The following is a 17,763-nucleotide window of genomic DNA, read 5'->3' as shown; positions in this document are numbered from 1 at the left end:
TCAGGGCGCCACGCGGGCGCGCGGGTCGACGCGGGCGATGCGCGACAGAAGGTAGTCGACCTCCGCCCTACCCTGCGCCGACAGGCTCGCGGCCGGCTTGCGCTGGGCATCCGAGGCGAAGATGCCGCGCTTCTGGAAAACGTACTTGCGCACCGCGAGGCCTAAGGGACCCTGCTGCTGTTCGTATCGCAGATACGGCAGGTGTGCGTCGAAGAGGTCGTGCGCCGCATCGCGCGCGCCGGCCTTCGACAGCCGCACGACGTCGACCAGCATCTCCGGGAAGGCGTAGCCGGTGTTGGCGCCGTCCGCGCCGCGCTCCATCTCGAAGTCGAGGAACAGGCCGCCATTGCCGGTGAGGATCGCGATGTGGCGCATCGAACCGTCCTGCTCGAAGGCGCGCAGCGCCGTGATCTTGTCGAGCCCCGGCCAATCCTCGTGCTTGAGCATGACGCAGGACGGATTCTCGGTGACGATCCGGCGGATGACCGCGGGGGTCATCACCACCGAGAAGGTCAGCGGGTAATCCTGGATCACGAAGGGCACGTCGGCGCCGATCGCCTCGGCGGCGTTGCGGTAATAGGCCACCACCTGATCGTCGGTGCGCAGGGTGTTGGGCGGCCCGATCATGACGCCGGCCGCACCCAGATCCATCACCTCGCGGGCGAGCGACCGCATGGCGGCGAAACCGGGTGCCGAAACACCGACGAGGACGGGGATATCCAGGCGCCCGACGACCCGCTTGGCGATGGCGACCGCCTCGGCATGGTCGAGCTTCGGCGCTTCGCCGAGCTGGCCCAGGATGGTGACGCCATCGACGCCCGCGCCCGAGAAGACCCCGCACATCCGGTCGAGGGAGGCCTCGTCGACCCGGCCGTCGGGATGGAAGGGGGTCGGGGCGATGGGGATCACCCCCTTGATCGCGCTGGTCAGAGCCATGGTGTCCTCCTTGGGGGTCGGCGGGGCCGAGGAACGGGCAAGTGACGAGGAAGTGGCAGGGGATTGTCGGGGGATCGTCGGCGCTGCCGGGGTGACGAGGTCGGACCGCGGCCGGCCGCGGATCGGGCGGTCCGCGCGAGGCTTCAGGAGCCCTCCCCTGCCACCTCGATGCGGGCCTTGAGGATCTCGATGAGGGACCGGTCGCGGCGCTCGGCCAGGACCTCGAGCGAGCGGCCGGCGGCCTCGGCCTCGATTCCGTCCACGATCCGGTTCTTGACCGCCTCCGTCAGGCTCGGGGTGCCGAGGCTGGCCCAGCGCCGCTCCTGGCTCGGGCCGAGATGGTCGAGATAGTGGCGGATGCCGCCCGCCCCGCCGCCCAGGTGATAGGTCATGTGCGGGCCCATCGCGGCCCAGCGCAGGCCGGGACCGTTACACAGGGCGGCATCGATGTCGGCGACGCTCGCCACGCCCTCGGCCACGAGGTTCACCGCCTCCCGGTACAGGGCCGAGGCGAGGCGGTTGGCGATGTGGCCCGGCATCTCGCGGTCGAGGATCACGGGCCGGCGCCCGAGGCGGGCATAGAAGGCCGCGGCCCGCGCCGCCACCGCGGGCGTGCCGGCGACGATCTCCACCAGCGGCACGAGGTGGGGCGGGTGGAACGGATGCGCCACCAGGATCCGCTCCGGCCGGACGCAATCGGCCACGAGGGCGCTGCGCAGCATCGCCGAGGTGCTCGACGCCACGAGGATCGAGGGCGGCAGCAGGCGATCGACCTCCGCCAGCAGGGTGCGCTTCACCGCCTCGTTCTCCGGCGCGTTCTCCTGCACGTAGTCCGTGCCGGCGAGGGCGTCCTCCGGGCGGCCGTAGAATTGCAGCGCGCCCTGCCCGCGCAAGCCCAGCTCGGCCAACTGCGCGCGCGCCGCCTCGATCGCCCGGCCGGCGCTCGCCTCGAACCCGGGCGCAGGATCGCAGGCCGCCACATCGAGGCCGTGAGCCAGGAACAGGGCGGCCCAGCTGGCACCCAGGGTGCCGCAGCCCAGCACGGTGACCCGGCCGATTTCATCCGTTTCAAGGCCTGCCAAAACTCTCCCTCCCGGCGCTTTACATTCGAATCCAGAATACGCTTAACTCAAGACTGTACCGACCGTTTTCACGGCGGACAAAGCGGGCGCCACGACCCGCGACCGGAGGACACCGATGTTCAAGCGCCACGCGACGACGCGCGCAGCCCTGTTCGTTCTCGCGACCCTGGGGGCTCTCGGCAGCGCCCGGGCCGACGACGTGGTGCGCCTCGGCAACCTGAAGTTCGCCCATTACGGGGCGATCTCCTACATGAAGGAGATCGCCCCGAAATACGGCCTGAAGATCGACGAGAAGGTCTTCGCCAAGGGAGCCGACATCTACCCCGCCATGGCGGTGGACCAGATCGACATCTCGGCCTCGGGCGCCGATGGCGCGGTGGCGGCGCGCGGCAACGGCGTGAAGCTCTACGTGGTGGCGGGTTTCGCCAATGGCGGCGTCCGCATCCTGCGCCGGCCCGACCTCGACACGGTCAAGACCCTGAAGGACGTGAAGGGCCTCAAGGTCGCCACCGTGCGGGGCGGCACCCAGGATCTGATGCTGCTGGCCGAGCTCGACAAGCACGGGATGACCTGGTCCGAGCGGGCCGGCAAGGACGTGCAGCTGATCTACTTCAACAACTACGCCGACCTGAACCAGGCGCTCGCGCAGAAATACGTCGACGTGATCTGCCAGAGCGAGCCGCAATCGACCCAGGCCATCAGCGCGGGCTACGCCACCGAGGTGGTCAAGCCCTACGACACCCCCATCGGCGTGCCGGTGCGCCCGCTGGTGATGACCGAGAAGATGTACAACGAGCGGCCCGAGGTCGCCGCCAGGGTCCTCAAGCTGTTCGTGGCCGCCACCAAGGCCTTCATCGACGATCCGGCGCTCGCCGAGAAGTACGTCCGCGAAACGGTGTTCAAGGGCCAGCTCTCGAGCCAGGATTTTCGCGACGGCATGGCCAACGCGAAGTACACCTACGACGTGCCGGCCGGGCACATGCAGACCACGACCGACTACATGACGAAGTACGGCCTCGGGAAGATGGTGAACCCGCCGAAATCCGACGCCGAGTGGGTGAAGACCGACCTCCTCGACAAGGCCAAGGCCGAGCTCAAGACGAACTGAGCGGACCATGAACCGGTTTCGCGGCGCTCTCGTCCCCCTCGTCCTCCTCGTCCTGTGGGAGATCCTCAGCCGGGCCGGCGTGTTCTCCCCGATCGTCCTGCCGCCGCCGAGCGCGGTGGCGGTGAAGTGGTACCAGGGCCTCCTGCCCGGCTTGCCCTACGATCCGGCGACGGAGAGCTACGGGCAGTGGCTGGTCTCCGGCGAGATGCCGCACGACGCGGTGGCGAGCCTCGCGCGCGTCCTCATGGGGTTCTGCGTCGGCGCCGGGCTCGCGGTGCCGGTCGGGCTCATCCTCGGCACCAGCGACCGGCTCTATGGGCTGTTCAACCCGCTTCTCCAGATCCTGCGGCCGATTCCGCCCATCGCCTACATCCCGCTGGCCATCGTGTGGTTCGGCCTCGGCAACCCGCCGGCCCTGTTCCTGATCGCGCTCGGGACCTTCTTCCCCGTGCTGGTCAACACCATCGCGGGCGTGCGGCAGGTGGATTCGATCTACATCCGCGCCGCCCGCAATCTCGGGGCGAAGCCCTGGACGATGTTCCGCCGGGTGATCCTGCCGGCGGCGAGCCCCTACGTGCTCGCAGGCATGCGTATCGGCATCGGCACCGCCTTCATCGTGGTCATCGTGGCCGAGATGATCGCGGTCTCGGACGGCCTCGGCTACCGCATCCTCGAGGCGCGCGAGTACATGTGGTCGGACAAGATCATCGGCGGCATGCTCACCATCGGCATCCTCGGCCTCATCATCGACGGGGCGATGTCGCGCCTCAACGACCACCTCCTGCGCTGGCATCGCGGCCTTGAACGCTGAACCGGGACGGCTGATCATGTCGGCGCAGATCGAGATCGCCCACGCCAGCAAGGTGTTCGGGACGGGCGCCAGCGCCGTGCCGGCGCTGGACGACATCACCGCGACGGTGCCGGAGGGGCAGTTCCTCTGCCTGCTCGGGCCGTCCGGCTGCGGCAAGTCCACCCTGCTCAACGCGGTGGCGGGCTTCATGCCCCTCAGCGCCGGGCAGATCCGCATGGGCGGGCGCCCGGTGACGGAGCCGGGCCCGGACCGGGGCATGGTCTTCCAGGAATACGCCCTGTTTCCCTGGATGAACGTGGAGGACAACGTCCGCTTCGGCCTCGACATCCAGGGCGTGCCGCGCGCCGACGCCACGGTGACGGTGGACCGCATCGTCGCCACCCTCGGCCTGTCGGATTTCCGCAAGCGCTACCCGAAGGACCTGTCCGGCGGCATGCGCCAGCGCGTGGCCATCGCCCGCATCCTGGCGCTGGACCCGCCCGTGATGCTGATGGACGAGCCGTTCGGGGCGCTGGACGCCCTGACCCGCCGCACCCTGCAGGACGAGCTGCTACGGATCTGGGCCGAGTCCCGCAAGACGGTGATCTTCGTCACCCACTCGATCGAGGAGGCGATCTATCTCGCCGATCGCATCCTGGTGATGACCTACCGGCCGGGCCGCATCAAGCGCGACCTCACGGTCGAGATCCCACGCCCGCGCGACACCGCCTCGGGCGAGTTCAACGCCCTCAAGCGGGAACTCGCCGGCCTGGTGATGGCCGAGCAGCAGCGCTTCACCAGCGCGGAGCTGCACGGGGCCGCGGTGGACTGAACTGCAACCCCCGCCGGTGGGACCCGGAACCGGGCTCGCCCGGTCGTCGCCCCGGCCTGATCAGGGCTGGATCCTGACGTTTCGATCCGCGTGTGATCCGCACCTCATCCGCGCGCCCGATGGGCCCGGCGCCTCGGCGCACCGCGACCTTTCGAATGTCTGTCGGCCGACCCTCAGCGTCCCGTCCTTTCTTATGATAATCGTATTTCACTTGGAGATCTGATCAGATAAAAACCGCGAGGTAATCCTCTGCCAAGTGATTAAAATGCAGTCTAGTTTTTCTCGATCCCTAATGTGGTCGCCCACCATCGCCTTGTCATGGTTCTGGGGATTGGGGTTCTTCTATACTATTCATGTGACCCTGACCAATGGATGGCTTGGGTTCCTTGCGTTTGCACTGCCTAATGCGGGAGGGCTTTGCCTATTCGGGTGGATGCTCGGAGCGCCTCAGAGAAATCCTGCCAAGATCCTGGCCGATGTCGGGTCGCGATACGCGCTCCTGTTCCAATTGTGCCAACTGTTTGCCTTCGCCATCACAGTGTTCGGTTTCGCGTATTACGCGTGGATTCCGCTGTTCGGCACGCAGGCCGAACTCGGACTCTCCGTTCTGATCCTGGCCGCCTGCTCGATCGGACACGCGCTTCCGTTGCGGAGGCTCAAGACACTCCACGCGGCGTATCTGGTCATCGGGCTGATCGCCGCCGGCGTGGCGCTCCTGCGCTTCTGGCCGGCCTCGCAGGCCGCCAGCCTCCCGCTGTTCGCCCTCGACGATCGCTTCACCGGTCTCGTCGTCCCGACCCTCGTGGGTTTCCTGCTCGGACCGTGGATGGACGTGCAGCACTGGCAGCGGGCGGTGGAGATCCGGCGCGAAGGCGCGTCGCTCCGGCTGGCCTATGGCGTCGGCGCGATCCTGTTCTTCGGGCTTCTGTCGATGAACGCCCTGCTGGCGGCGGCGGCGGGGTCGGCCGGCAGCATCGTGTCGGCCGACGGGATCACCGGATTGCAGCCGGCGGTCGCCCTCGCGATCGCTCGCGGCCACCTCGACGGAGTGGTCCTGCCCTTCGTGGTGTGGACCGTCATCGCGGCGGCCTCGACCTTCGACAGCTTCTACGGCGCGACGCGCTGGTTCATGACGGCGGTCACGGCGCGGAGTTCCTCCCCGCTGCTCGCCTTCATCCCGGCGGGCCTCATCGCCTCCCCGGTCTGGATCGTGTTCGCCGCGCTGGCGCTCGCCTTCGCGATGATCGCCGCCAACCTGTCGATGATGTACCTGATGCTCCCCTTCGCCACGCTCCTGGTCGGCGCTGCGGGCAGCCTCGTCGGCGAGACCCTCGGTGCCAGACGGCCCTACGATCCGGTGCTGAGCTACATGATCGGCCTGACCGCGGCGCTGATCTTCCTCGCGGGCTACGTCACGCCCGTTCCGGCCTTCCTGGCGATCGCGCCGCTGATCGGCCTGATCGGCGCGCTGCCGGCAATTCTGGATCTCTTCGGCTGGACCGCGCCCCAGCCCGTCGCCTCGGCGACCGACCCGAACGCCGTCCCGCAGGCGCCCGCCCCGATCGCCGCCCCCGTGGTGACGATGGCGCGCGAGGACGCGGTCATGTCGCACGGGTTCGACGGGCAATGGTTCGTGATGCGGATGATCCCAACCTACGACGACACCAATTCGGTCGGGAACGTCTATTTCGCCAACTACGTCCGCTGGGTCGGCAAGACGCGCGAGCTGTTCTTCAACATCTGCATGCCGCGGTTCGACCTGAAGACGACGAGCTTCTACGTCCTGACCAAGTCCTTCACCCACGATTTCCGGCGCGAGGCCGCGGAGTTCGAGCCCATCGTCGTCCGGCTGCGGATCGCCAACCACAATCGCAAGTTCGTCACTCTCGCCCACGAGATCCACAGCGAGCGGCACGGCCTTCTCGGCCGGGGCGAGCAGTCGCTGATGTTCGTGGACACGCAGCTGTTCCGGCCCCTGGATATCCCCCGCTCGATCGTCGAGGGCTTCCTGCCCTACTGGCCGAAATCCTCGCCTCATACGGTCCAGCCGCAGCAGGCCGCGGAGAGTGCGGCGATCGGGGGACGCTGAGCCGGGATCAGGCCGCGTGAGGCTGCCTCGGGCGGATCACCCGCAGCGCCGCCAGCGCCGCGGCCTCCTTCAGGGGCAGGGGCTTGCTGAACAGGTAGCCCTGGAGTTCGTGGCAGCCCTGCTGGGCCAGGCACAGGCGCTGCGCCTCGGTCTCCACGCCCTCGGCGGTGATCGTCATGTCGAGGCTCATCGCCAGGTCGACGATGGCCCGCACGATCGCGGCGCCGCTCTTCTCGTGCGGCAGGTCGCGCACGAAGCTCTGGTCGATCTTGATCTTGTCGAAGGCGATGCGGCGCAGGTAGCTCAGGCTCGAATAGCCCGTCCCGAAATCATCCAGCGAGAGCCGGACGTTCATCTCGCGCAGCTTGATCAAGGTGGTGTGGACGGCCGGCGTCGCCTCGAGGAACACCGATTCCGTCACCTCGAGTTCGAGGCAGCCGGCCGGAAGGCCGCTGTCCCGCAGGGCCGAGCGCACGATCAGGGTCAGGTCGGAGTGGCGGAACTGGATCGGCGACAGGTTGACGGCGATGTGGAGGCCCCGCGGCCAGCTCGCGGCGATCCGGCAGGCCTCCCGGATGATCCATTCCCCGATCGGGATGATCATGCCGGTCTCCTCCGCCAGGGGGATGAACTCGGCCGGGGAGACGAAGCCGCGAATCTGGTGCTTCCAGCGCAGCAGCGCCTCGAAGCCGTGGATCCGGCCGTCCGCCGCACTGACGATGGGCTGGAAGTAGAGGACGAACTCGTCGCGATCGAGCGCGCCGCGCAGATCCGCCGTCAGGGCGCGCCGGGCCTCGATGCGCTCGTCCATCTCGGCTTCGTAGAAGCGGTAGCCGTTGCGGCCCTCGTTCTTCATCCGGTAGAGCGCCAGGTCGGCGCGGTGCATGATCTCGCGGCGCCCATCCTTCGGGGCGACCGCGATGCCGATGCTGATGCCCACGCTGACGCAGATGCCCTCGATGTGGAACGGCAGGGCGATGGCCTCGACGATCCCGCTCGCCAGGGCCTCGAGGGCGTAGTCGTCGCGCAGGTGCGACCCCGTCGCCAGGATCGCGAACTCGTCTCCGGCCAGGCGCGCGAGGAGCACGTCGGGCGCGGCCCGGCGCAGCCGCTCGGCCATGGCGCGCAGCAGCGCGTCTCCGGTGGCGTGGCCGAAGGTATCGTTCACGCTCTTGAACTCGTCGAGATCGAGGGCCAGCACGGCGAACCGGTCGGCCTCCCCGAGGTCCGCGAGAAGGCTGTCGAGCTGCTGCTGGAACAGGACGCGGTTGGGGAGGTCGGTGAGGGAATCGTGCAGGGCCAGGTACGACAGCCGCTCCTCGGAGCGCCGCTTCTCGGTGACGTCTGAGCCGACGCCGCGGAAGCCCGCGAACTCGCCCTTCCGGCTGAAGGTCGGCTTGCCGCTCAAGGACCAGGTGCGCGCCTCGCCGGCGATGTCGATGGGGAGCAGGATGTTCCGGAACGCGCGGCGCTCCTCGATATGCTTCCACAGGCTCGCGCTCGGATGCCCGAACGGCGCGGCAAGCGAGGGCAGGAGCAGCCGTTCGAGCGGAAGGCCCTGGAGCTGGCGCTCGGAGGAGCCCGCGACCTCGATCAGGCGCGGGGACACGTATTGCAGGCGCAGGTCGGAATTGGTCTCCCAGAGCCAGTCGCTGGCGCTTTCCTCGAACTCGTTGAGCAGCAGGTGGGTGAATTCCTGCTGCCGTTCGAGATCGGCCTGCGCGATCACCCGCATCGTCACGAGACGGCTCAGGTGGATGATCGTCAGGCAGACGAACGCGGCATAGAAGGTGAGGAGAAGGCCGACATAGATGTAGAACTGCTCGCCCGTCATCACGAGGGCGACGAACGAACCGACGATGATCGGGCCGGAATACGCGATGGCGGCGCGGGGCAGGACCGCCGCGCTCATGCCGGTGGCGATAAGGCCGGCGCAGCTCGCCGCGATCAGCAGGCGGCCATCCGCGTCGGCCTTGCCGAACAGCATGATGGGGATCGAAGCCAGGAGGCACCCGTAGAGAAACGCCGCGAGCGTCACCCGGCGGACGAAGCGCAGATTCACCTCGGTCGGCTTGGCGCGCGAGCGCCAGCGCCAGCACTGCTCCAGCGCGCCGACGGCCAGCGGGAGGATGAAGGCTTCGAGCAGGGCCAGATAGATCCGCTCAGGCGAGTTCCAGTAAAGGTACACGATGACCTGCACGACGCTGAGGCTGACCAGCACCGTGAAGGGCACGAGGCGCAGGGCCACATCGATCTGCTCGAGACGAACGCGATCGCGCAGACTGGAATCCAGGGGTCCGTCCCGCCGATCCGTGTCGACCAGGAATGAAATCAACATCTCGAACGACACCGACGTCCCTTGCTGAGCGTCTGTAGACCTGGAACTAAAGGTGGAAACTCTTAATATGCCCTGTAGCCGGAATTCTTCGACGATGGGCGAAACAAAAGGTTAACATAAACATAAGATCCCTCGATGAACCATGCTATGATCCTCAAGTGTATTTTGAATATCGGAGATCGACGCAAATGGCGTGATCTTCCCGCATGATCGTTGGCTCCGGGTGGGCCGGACCATCCGGCCGTCGGGATACGGATCGCCCGACCCGTCACGTCTCCGATCCTCCTCGGTCGCCCCTCCGTGGTCCCGCGCTCCGCAACGGGTCTAAACGCGCCCCGACGATCCCCGCACGACGAGGCGGCCGCTCAAGGTGACCTTGCGCACCGCTTCCGCCGGCGCCTTCAGCCGGTCGAACAGCAGCGCCATCGCCTGGGCGCCGATCTGCGCGACGGGCTGCTCGATCACCGTGAGTCCGGGCTCCACGAGGTCGGTCCAGGGGTCGTTGTCGAAGCCAGCGAGGCCGAGCCGGTCCGGCACCGCCAGGGCGAGCGCGCGCGCGGCCCGCACTGCTCCCATCAGCATCAGGCCGTTCGACAGGATCAGCGCATCGGGACGGTCCGGCTCGGTCAGCCAGCGGGTCAGCGTGGCTTCGGCCGCCTCCGCGGTGGGCGGCGCGACGCGGGTCAGGGGCTCGGCGCCGAGGCGCCGGATCGCCACCTCGTAGCCGGCCTGCCGCTCCTGCGCCGTGGAACTCGTCGAGCCGAACAGGCCGCCGATCCGGCGATAGCCCCGGGCTCGAAGATGATCGACCAGGGTGCCGGTCGCGGCCGCGTTGTCGAGCACCACGCTGTCATAGGTGCCCGCGGGGCCGGTCCGGTCGATGAACACCACCGGCACGTCCAGGCTGTCGGCCTTGAGCGACTCGGCGGTGACGCGGGTGGGCGCGAAGATCACGCCGGTGACCCGCTCCTCCTCCATCAGGCGCAGGTACAGACGCTCGCGCTCGGGGTCCTCGTCGGTGTTGCACAGGATCACCCGCATGCCGGCGGCGTAGGCGGCATCCTCGACCGCGCGGCTCACGGCCGTGAAGAAGGGATTGCGGATGTCGGCGACGATCAGCCCGATGGTCTGCGTTGATTGTGAGCGCAGGCGCCGGGCCGAGAGGTTCGGGCGGTATCCGGTGGCTCGAACCGCGGCTTCGACTTGCTGGCGCAGGACGTCGCTGACCGGTCCCCGCCCCAGAGCCCGAGAGACCGTCGCTGTCGAGACACCGGCCGCGCGCGCCACGTCGCGAATACTGGCACTCATCGGGAAGAGAACGTTTTCAGCGTCATAGCGCCGTTCTGGCACCGGGATCCGTGATCGACAAGGGTCCGATTTGCATTATTGCGCCGAATTCCGTTGACACGATTTGTGAAAACGTTTTCATACAGCCAACAACTGCACCGGCAACGATGTTCACGGGAGGAGCACGCCATGCTCGCGCCGACGCCGACCCTTTCTCCGCGCCTGCTGATTCAGCTGGGTGCCGCGCCGGCCACCAAGGAAGCGGCGATCCGGGCTGCGGCCCAGCTCCTCATCGCATCCGGCTGCATCGAGGCGCCCTACGAAGCCAGCATGCTGCGGCGCGAGGGCGTGGCGAACACCTATCTGGGCCACGGCGTGGTCATCCCGCACGGCATGGTCGACGACCGTCACCACGTCCGCGACAGCGGGCTGGCGGTCCTGCAGGTTCCGGGCGGCATCGCGTGGCACGACGGCCAGATCGCCCACCTCGTGGTCGCCATCGCGGCCCAGTCAGACACCCACATCACCATCCTGCGTCGCCTGACCCGGCTGATCCAGGACGAGGCGCGCCTCGCCGCCCTGCGCACCACCACCCGCAAGGAGGAGATCGTCGCGGCCCTCACCGAAGATGCGCCTGCGCCCGGTGCGGCCGGCCCGGCGGGCGACCTCAGGCAGCGCTTCGACTGGACCGTCGATTATCCCACCGGGCTCCATGCCCGCCCGGCCGCCCATTGGGTCGAGACGGCCCGCGCCTGCCCCGCCCGGATCCAGGTGCGCCACGGCGCCGAAGTCGCCGACGCCAAGAACCTGATCGCCCTGCTCCAGCTCGGCCTGCGCTGCGGCGACGCGGTGACGATCTCGTCGGAGGGGGACGACGAGGCCGGTGCCCTCGCCCGGATCTGCGCGGCGGTGACGGGCCTGAGCGCCGGGGAAAAGGCCGCCGCGCGGGCCGCTGCGGAAGCCGCCGCTCGTGCGGCCGGCCCGGTGGCCGGCTGGAATCCCGCCGACGCGCCGCGCGTGCTGGCGGGCATCGGCGCGAGCCCCGGTCTCACCATCGCGCCTATCCATGTGCTGAGCCAGGCGGAGGTCACCGTCCCGGACGTGCCCGAGCCCCTGACCTCCGGCGGCGACCGCCTGCACGCGGCCCTCGCCGCCACCGAGGGTCAGCTCCGGGCCCTGGCCGACGACACCGAGCGCCGCCTCGGCAAGGCGGATGCCGGCATTTTCCGGGCGCAAGGCGAGCTCATCGCCGACACGGACCTGATCACCCTGGCCTGCCAGCTGATGGTGGAGGGCCACGGGGTCGCATTCGCCTGGAACCAGGCGGTGGAGCGGATGGCCGGCCGGCTCTCGGCCCTGGGCAATCCCGTGCTCGCCGCCCGCGCGGCGGACCTGCGCGACGTCGGCCGGCGGGTGCTGGCGCAGATCGATCCGTCGCTCAGGAGCCGCCACGACCTGCCGGACGCGCCCTGCATCCTCATCGCCCCCGATCTCGCCCCGTCCGACACCGCCGGGCTCGACCCGTCCCGGGTCATCGGCCTCGCCACCGCCCAGGGCGGCCCGACCTCGCACACCGCGATCCTGGCCCGCACCCTGGGGATTCCCGCCATGGTGGCGGGCGGCCCCACCCTGCTCGCCCTGAAGAACCACACGCCCGCGATCCTCGACGGCGGCACCGGACGGCTCTACCTCGACCCGAGCGCGGCCGACCTCGCCTCGGCCCGGGCCTGGGGTGCGCGCCAGCGCGCCAGGGCCGAGGCGGAGGCCCGCGAGCGGTCCCTGCCCGCGCGCACCCGCGACGGGCACACGGTCGCCATCGGGGCCAACGTCAACAATCCCGAACAGGTGCCCCTCGCCCTCGACCAGGGCGCCGAGGGCGTGGGCCTGATGCGCACCGAGTTCCTGTTTTTGGAGCGCGGCGACACGCCGACCGAGGACGACCAGTACGCCACCTATCGGGCGATGCTGGACGCCCTCGCCGGCCGGCCGCTGATCGTGCGCACCCTCGACATCGGCGGCGACAAGCAGGTGGCTCACCTGCACCTGCCGCGGGAGGAGAACCCGTTTCTCGGCGTGCGCGGCGCCCGGCTGCTCCTGCGCCGGCCCGACCTGATGGAGCCGCAGCTGCGCGCCCTGTACCGGGCGGCACGAGACGGCATTCCGGCCGGTGCGCCCACCGGCAGGGAGGCCCCGCTCTCCATCATGTTCCCGATGATCACCTCGGTGCCGGAGGTGCTCGCGCTCCGCGCCCACTGCGCGCGCATCCAGGCCGAACTCGAGGCGCCGGCCTTGCCGCTCGGGATCATGATCGAGGTGCCGGCCGCCGCGATCCAGGCCGACGCCCTGGCCCGGCACTGCGACTTCTTCTCGATCGGCACCAACGACCTGACGCAGTACGCCCTGGCCATCGACCGCCAGAACACCGAGCTCGCGCCGGAGGCCGATTCCCTGCATCCGGCGGTGCTGCGCCTGATCCACATGACCTGCGCGGGCGCGGCCCGGCACGGGCGCTGGGTCGGCGTCTGTGGGGGCATCGCCGGCGATCCGTTCGGCGCCGGCCTGCTCGCCGGCCTCGGCGTCCACGAGCTGTCGATGACCCCGCGCGACGTGGCCGCCGTGAAGGCCCGGCTGCGGGTGAGCGAGATCGGCGCCCTGCGGGCGCTGGCCGCCCGGGCCTGCGCCCAGGAGGACGCGGCCGCGGTCCGAGCCCTGGCTGTGCCCGACGAGGGAGAGCCCGCATGAGCCGCATCGTCACCCTCACCCTCAACCCGGCCCTCGACAGGTCCGTGACCCTCGACGCCCTGCGGCCCGGGCACGTCCATCGGGCGCGCGGCACGCGCTCGGATGCGGGCGGAAAGGGCGTCAACGTCGCCGCCTGCCTCGCCGATTGGGGCGTGCCGGTGGCCGCCGCCGGCATCCTCGGCCAGGACAACGCCGCGCCGTTCCAGGCCCTGCTGGCGGCCAAGGGCATCGAGGATCGCTTCGTGCGCATCCCGGGCGAGACCCGGACCAACCTGAAGCTGTTCGACGCGGAGACCGGCGACACCACGGACCTCAACCTGCCGGGGCTCGCCGTCGATTCCGCCACCCTCGACCTCGTCCGGGCGCTGCTGCGCCGGGATGTGACATCCGATGCCCTGGTGGTGCTGGCCGGCAGCCTGCCGGGCGGCGTCGTGCCCGGGATCTACGCGGAGATCGCCGCCGAGCTGCGGCCGCGCGGCGCCCGCCTCGTCCTCGACGCGTCCGGCCCCGCCCTGGCGGCGGCCCTGGCGGCCCCGGCCGAAGCCCTGCCTTTCGCGGTCAAGCCCAACCGGCACGAACTCGAGGATTGGGTCGGGCGGCCGCTACCGACCCTGGCCGATGTGGTCGGGGCGGCCCGCGATCTGGTGGCGCGCGGCATCCCCCTGGTGGTGGTCTCGTTGGGGGCCGAGGGCGCGCTGTTCGCGGCGGCCGACGGCATGGTCCACGCCCATCCCCCGCCGACCCGGGTGACCAGCACGGTGGGGGCGGGCGACGCCCTCGTGGCCGGCCTCGTCGCCGGCCTCCATGCAGGCCTCGACCGGGTCGCGACCGCGCGCCTCGCCATGGCCTTCGCGGCCGGCAAGCTCGGCCTGGCCGGCGCCAACCTGCCCGCCCGCGAGACCGTCCTGGCGATCGCCAGGACGGTGCGGGTCGAATCGCTCGACGTCCCGGTCTGAAACCTCGGACTCCGGACCATGACACCGACGCACCCGCACAGCGGCGCGCGACGCAACGGGAGGAAGCCATGACGCAGGTGCTCGCAGTGGTGGGAGGTGGGGATCTCGGCCTGCACGCGGTGCTGGCCGGAGAGGCCCTGCGCAAGGCGGCCGGCCGGCGCAACCAGCCCCTCGACCTCGAGTTGCGCGGCAAGGGCGTCTCCGGCAACGCCCTGAGCGCCGACGCGATCGCGGGCGCCGACGCCGTCCTGCTGGTGGGCGACGGCGACCTCGACGAAGGCCGCTTCGGCGCCATGCGCCGCGCCCGGATTCGCATCGAGGACGTGCTCACCGACGCCCATGCGGTGCTCGACCGCTTCCTCGCCGGGTCGGGCGAGGCGGGTCCGCCGAAGGACGTGGCGCCGAAGGACGTGGCGCCGAAGGGGCGCCGGCGGATCGTCGCCATCACCTCCTGCCCCACCGGCATCGCCCATACCTTCATGGCCGCAGAGGGCATCCAGGCGGCGGCTCAGGCGCTCGGCCACGACGTTCGGATCGAGACGCAAGGGTCGGTCGGCGCCCGCGACACCCTCACGGCTGCCGAGATCGCTGCGGCCGACATCGTTCTGATCGCCGCCGATACCGGCGTCGACCGGAGTCGGTTCGCCGGCAAGAGGCTCTACGCCACCAACACCAAGGCGGCGATCCGCGACGGCAAGGGACTGCTCGCGACGGCGCTCGCCGAGGCGCAGCGCCAGCCCGATGCCGGAACCGCTACCGAGGCCGGCGGGTCGGCCCGGCCGGAACCGGAGGAGAAGAAGGCCGGGGCCTACAAGCACCTGATGACCGGTGTCTCGTTCATGCTGCCCTTCGTGGTGGCGGGCGGCCTGCTGATCGCCCTGGCCTTCGCCTTCGGCGGCATCGACGCGATGAAACCCGACCACGCCGGCAGCCTCGGCTTCGCCCTGGGCGATATCGGCGCCAAGGCGGCCTTCGCGCTGATCGTGCCGGTGCTGGCCGGCTACATCGCGTTCTCCATCGCGGACCGGCCCGGCATCGCGCCGGGCATGATCGGCGGCATGCTCGCCGCCAACCTGCAGGCCGGCTTCCTCGGCGGCATCGCCGCGGGCTTCATCGCCGGGACCACCACCGCCTTCCTCAACCGGCACATCCGCCTGCACAGGAACCTGGAGGGCCTGAAGCCCGTCCTGATCCTGCCGCTGCTGGCCACCACCGTCACCGGCCTGCTGATGATCTACGTCGTCGGCGTCCCGGTGGCGGCGATCCTGGCGGCCCTCACCGACTGGCTGAGAAGCATGCAGGGGGCGAGCGCCCTGGTGCTCGGCCTGGTGCTCGGCGGGATGATGGCGGTGGATATGGGCGGCCCGGTCAACAAGGCCGCCTATGCCTCGGCCGCCGCCCTGATCGCATCGGGCATCACCGCGCCCATGGCCGCCGTGATGATCGGCGGCATGACGCCCCCGCTCGGAATCGCGCTCGCCACCCGGCTGTTCCCCGGCCTCTTCACCAAGGCCGAGCGCGAAGCCGGCGGCGCGGCGGCGGTGCTCGGAGCGGCCTTCATCACCGAGGGCGCGATCCCATTCGCCGCGGCGGACCCCCTTCGGGTGATTCCCTCCATGGTGGTGGGATCGGCGCTCGCCGGTGCCATCGCGATGAGCCTCGGGGTCGAGCTGAAGGTGCCGCATGGCGGCCTTTTCGTCCTGCCGATTCCCAACGCGGTGACCAACGTCCCCGGCGCGCTGATCGCCCTGGTGGTCGGAACCCTCGTCACCGGTCTGCTCGTCGGCCTGCTCAAGAAGCGCGCCGCCTGAGGCCGCCGGCGGCCCCGCACGGGGACCGGCGGCCAGCACCCTACCCGGCATCAAGACCGGCCACGCAAACACCACGCGATCGAAGGGGACACCGGATGAGCAAGGGATTGAGGGCTGCTGTCGTAAGCCTGGGCTTGATGACGCTGGGATCGGAGGCGCGGGCGCAGACGGTGGAAGCGGTCGGGATCGGCGTGGCGGAGACGGTCCGGCGGCAGGCCCTGCGCCGTCCGCGGCGCCTGCCGCCCCGTCCGGGCGGCCAGGGCATCGCGGGGGCCCAGAGCGCGGCCGGTGCGGCGGACGCCCTGGGCCAGAGCGCGACGCCCCCCACCCTGCCCACGGGCGTGTTCGACCTCGGCCACGGCCTGACGCTCAGTGCCAACTACACCGGTCAGGCCGCCGCCAACCCGATCGGCGGCATCCGCCAGGGCAGCGCCTATGCCGGGCAGCTGTTCTTCGGCATCGACGCCGACCTGAACCGCCTCGCCGGAATCCGTGGCGGCGCCTTCCACATCGCCGTCACCAACCGCCACGGCGACAATCTCGCCGGCGACTTCATCGGCAACAACACCTCCGTGCAGGAGATCTACGGTGGCGGCCAGACCACCCGGCTCACCCTGCTCAGCTACGAGCAGAAGCTCTTCGACGATCGGCTCGTGATCGAGTTCGGCCGCCTGGTGGCCAACATCGCCTTCCTGAACTCACCGATCTACTGCAACTTCCAGTCGAATTCCGCCTGCGGTAACCCGACCTTCGTGTTCAAGACCTCGAACTTCACCTTCTGGCCGGTCTCCAGCTGGGGCGCCCACGCCAAGGCTTGGCTCACCGACCGGGTCTTCGTCCATGCCGGCGTCTACGAGGTCAATCCCCGCCATCAGCAGCCCGGCGACAATGGCCTCGACTTCTCGATCCGCGGCGCCACCGGGGCGATCCTGCCGGTCGAGCTCGGCTATTCCACCACCTTCGCCAACGACCCCCTGCCGCGCAACTACGGCATCGGCGGCTGGTACGACGCCTCCGACTATGCCGACCCGGTGCGCGACATCACCGGCCAGCACGCGGTCCTGACGGGTCTCGCCCCGGCCAACCGCTTCGGGCGCTCGGGCGTCTATGCCCGCTTCGACCAGATGGTCTGGCGTCCCGATCCCAGCGCCATCCAGGGCCTGACCCTGTTCGGCGTCGCCATGGCGGGCACCTCCGGGCGCCTCGTCGAGGATTACTTCCTGGAGATCGGCGCTCTCCAGACCGGCACCTTCGCGGGCCGCCCCTTCGACACCCTGGGCTTCGTCATCAACACCCAGCGCTTCTCGCCCCTGGCCCTCTCGAACATCACGGCCGCGCAGAACGCCCTCGGCCTCGACCGGTCGATTCCCCGACAGCAGATCATGATGGAGCTCAACTACGGCATCCAGGTCACCCCGGCGATCCGCCTGACCCCGAACCTTCAGTACATCATCAACCCGGACCAGACCCGCTTCCCGGCCTACACCCGGAACATCCCCGACGCCCTCGTGGTCGGCGCCAAGCTGTCGGTCGATCTCTTCACCCTCGCGGGGCTGGCGCCGGGACCGGTGTCGAACTGAGGGCGCCTGCCTCCGGCCTCGCCGCGAGGATCGATCGGCTGCCGGTTTCACCCACACCCGGTCCGGGTGCGATAATGAGACCGGCGATGTCCGAGGCCGCGCGGCAGCTTCGAACGCGCGTTGTGGCCGCGGATCGCCGCGACAGGCTCACTCCGCAGACCCTTCCCACGCTCAGGCTCGACGTTTCGGTTCGAACGAAAAAGCGTTGTTCT

General features: G+C 69.8%; 12 protein-coding genes. 8 read left to right on the top strand and 4 right to left on the bottom strand.

Annotated features, from left to right (window positions below):
- Positions 1–936, bottom strand: coding sequence for a dihydrodipicolinate synthase family protein (locus tag ASF60_RS23100; RefSeq protein ID WP_056190633.1), 936 nt, complete (start codon positions 934–936; stop codon positions 1–3).
- Between the two features lie 143 nt (positions 937–1,079).
- Positions 1,080–2,018, bottom strand: a complete 939-nt coding sequence (locus ASF60_RS23095) for a 3-hydroxyacyl-CoA dehydrogenase NAD-binding domain-containing protein (RefSeq protein WP_056190630.1) — start codon at positions 2,016–2,018, stop codon at positions 1,080–1,082.
- A 115-nt stretch (positions 2,019–2,133) separates the two neighbouring features.
- On the opposite strand from ASF60_RS23095, the gene ASF60_RS23090 reads away from it, so the two are divergent.
- The 4 genes from ASF60_RS23090 to ASF60_RS23075 all read left to right on the top strand — a co-directional run bounded on the left by ASF60_RS23090 (position 2,134) and on the right by ASF60_RS23075 (position 6,837).
- Positions 2,134–3,126, top strand: a complete 993-nt coding sequence (locus ASF60_RS23090; RefSeq protein WP_082508158.1) for an ABC transporter substrate-binding protein — start codon at positions 2,134–2,136, stop codon at positions 3,124–3,126.
- A 7-nt stretch (positions 3,127–3,133) separates the two neighbouring features.
- On the top strand, positions 3,134–3,937 hold the full coding sequence (locus tag ASF60_RS23085) for an ABC transporter permease (RefSeq protein WP_056190629.1): 804 nt from the start codon (positions 3,134–3,136) through the stop codon (positions 3,935–3,937).
- Between the two features lie 16 nt (positions 3,938–3,953).
- A complete protein-coding gene (locus ASF60_RS23080) occupies positions 3,954–4,748 on the top strand; it encodes an ABC transporter ATP-binding protein (protein ID WP_056190627.1) in 795 nt (264 codons plus the stop codon).
- Between the two features lie 433 nt (positions 4,749–5,181).
- Positions 5,182–6,837: an acyl-CoA thioesterase gene (locus ASF60_RS23075; RefSeq protein ID WP_244478549.1), complete on the top strand. Its 1,656-nt coding sequence runs from the start codon at positions 5,182–5,184 to the stop codon at positions 6,835–6,837.
- 7 nt (positions 6,838–6,844) lie between these two features.
- Here the strand turns inward: ASF60_RS23075 and ASF60_RS23070 are convergent, their stop codons facing one another.
- A complete protein-coding gene (locus ASF60_RS23070; RefSeq protein WP_056190722.1) occupies positions 6,845–9,175 on the bottom strand; it encodes a putative bifunctional diguanylate cyclase/phosphodiesterase in 2,331 nt (776 codons plus the stop codon).
- 324 nt (positions 9,176–9,499) lie between these two features.
- Complete coding sequence (locus tag ASF60_RS23065; RefSeq protein ID WP_056190623.1) at positions 9,500–10,483, bottom strand: LacI family DNA-binding transcriptional regulator; 984 nt, start codon at positions 10,481–10,483, stop codon at positions 9,500–9,502.
- 168 nt (positions 10,484–10,651) lie between these two features.
- Here ASF60_RS23065 and ptsP point away from each other — a divergent pair, with 168 nt between their 5' ends.
- The 4 genes from ptsP to ASF60_RS23045 all read left to right on the top strand — a co-directional run bounded on the left by ptsP (position 10,652) and on the right by ASF60_RS23045 (position 17,551).
- Positions 10,652–13,204 carry a phosphoenolpyruvate--protein phosphotransferase gene (gene ptsP, locus ASF60_RS23060; RefSeq protein ID WP_056190621.1) on the top strand — a complete coding sequence of 851 codons (2,553 nt, stop codon included), beginning with the start codon at positions 10,652–10,654 and terminating at the stop codon, positions 13,202–13,204.
- Positions 13,201–14,160: a 1-phosphofructokinase gene (gene pfkB / locus ASF60_RS23055; protein ID WP_056190619.1), complete on the top strand. Its 960-nt coding sequence runs from the start codon at positions 13,201–13,203 to the stop codon at positions 14,158–14,160. The genes ptsP and pfkB overlap by 4 nt, the downstream gene beginning before the upstream one ends.
- 68 nt (positions 14,161–14,228) lie before the next feature.
- Positions 14,229–15,971 carry a fructose-specific PTS transporter subunit EIIC gene (locus ASF60_RS23050; RefSeq protein ID WP_056190617.1) on the top strand — a complete coding sequence of 581 codons (1,743 nt, stop codon included), beginning with the start codon at positions 14,229–14,231 and terminating at the stop codon, positions 15,969–15,971.
- A 137-nt stretch (positions 15,972–16,108) separates the two neighbouring features.
- A complete protein-coding gene (locus ASF60_RS23045) occupies positions 16,109–17,551 on the top strand; it encodes a carbohydrate porin (protein WP_244478548.1) in 1,443 nt (480 codons plus the stop codon).
- Positions 17,552–17,763: the final 212 nt, after the last annotated feature.

It is taken from the genome of Methylobacterium sp. Leaf113 (genome assembly GCF_001423325.1).
Lineage (GTDB): Bacteria > Pseudomonadota > Alphaproteobacteria > Rhizobiales > Beijerinckiaceae > Methylobacterium.
This window is presented reverse-complemented; position numbering and strand designations above follow the sequence as displayed.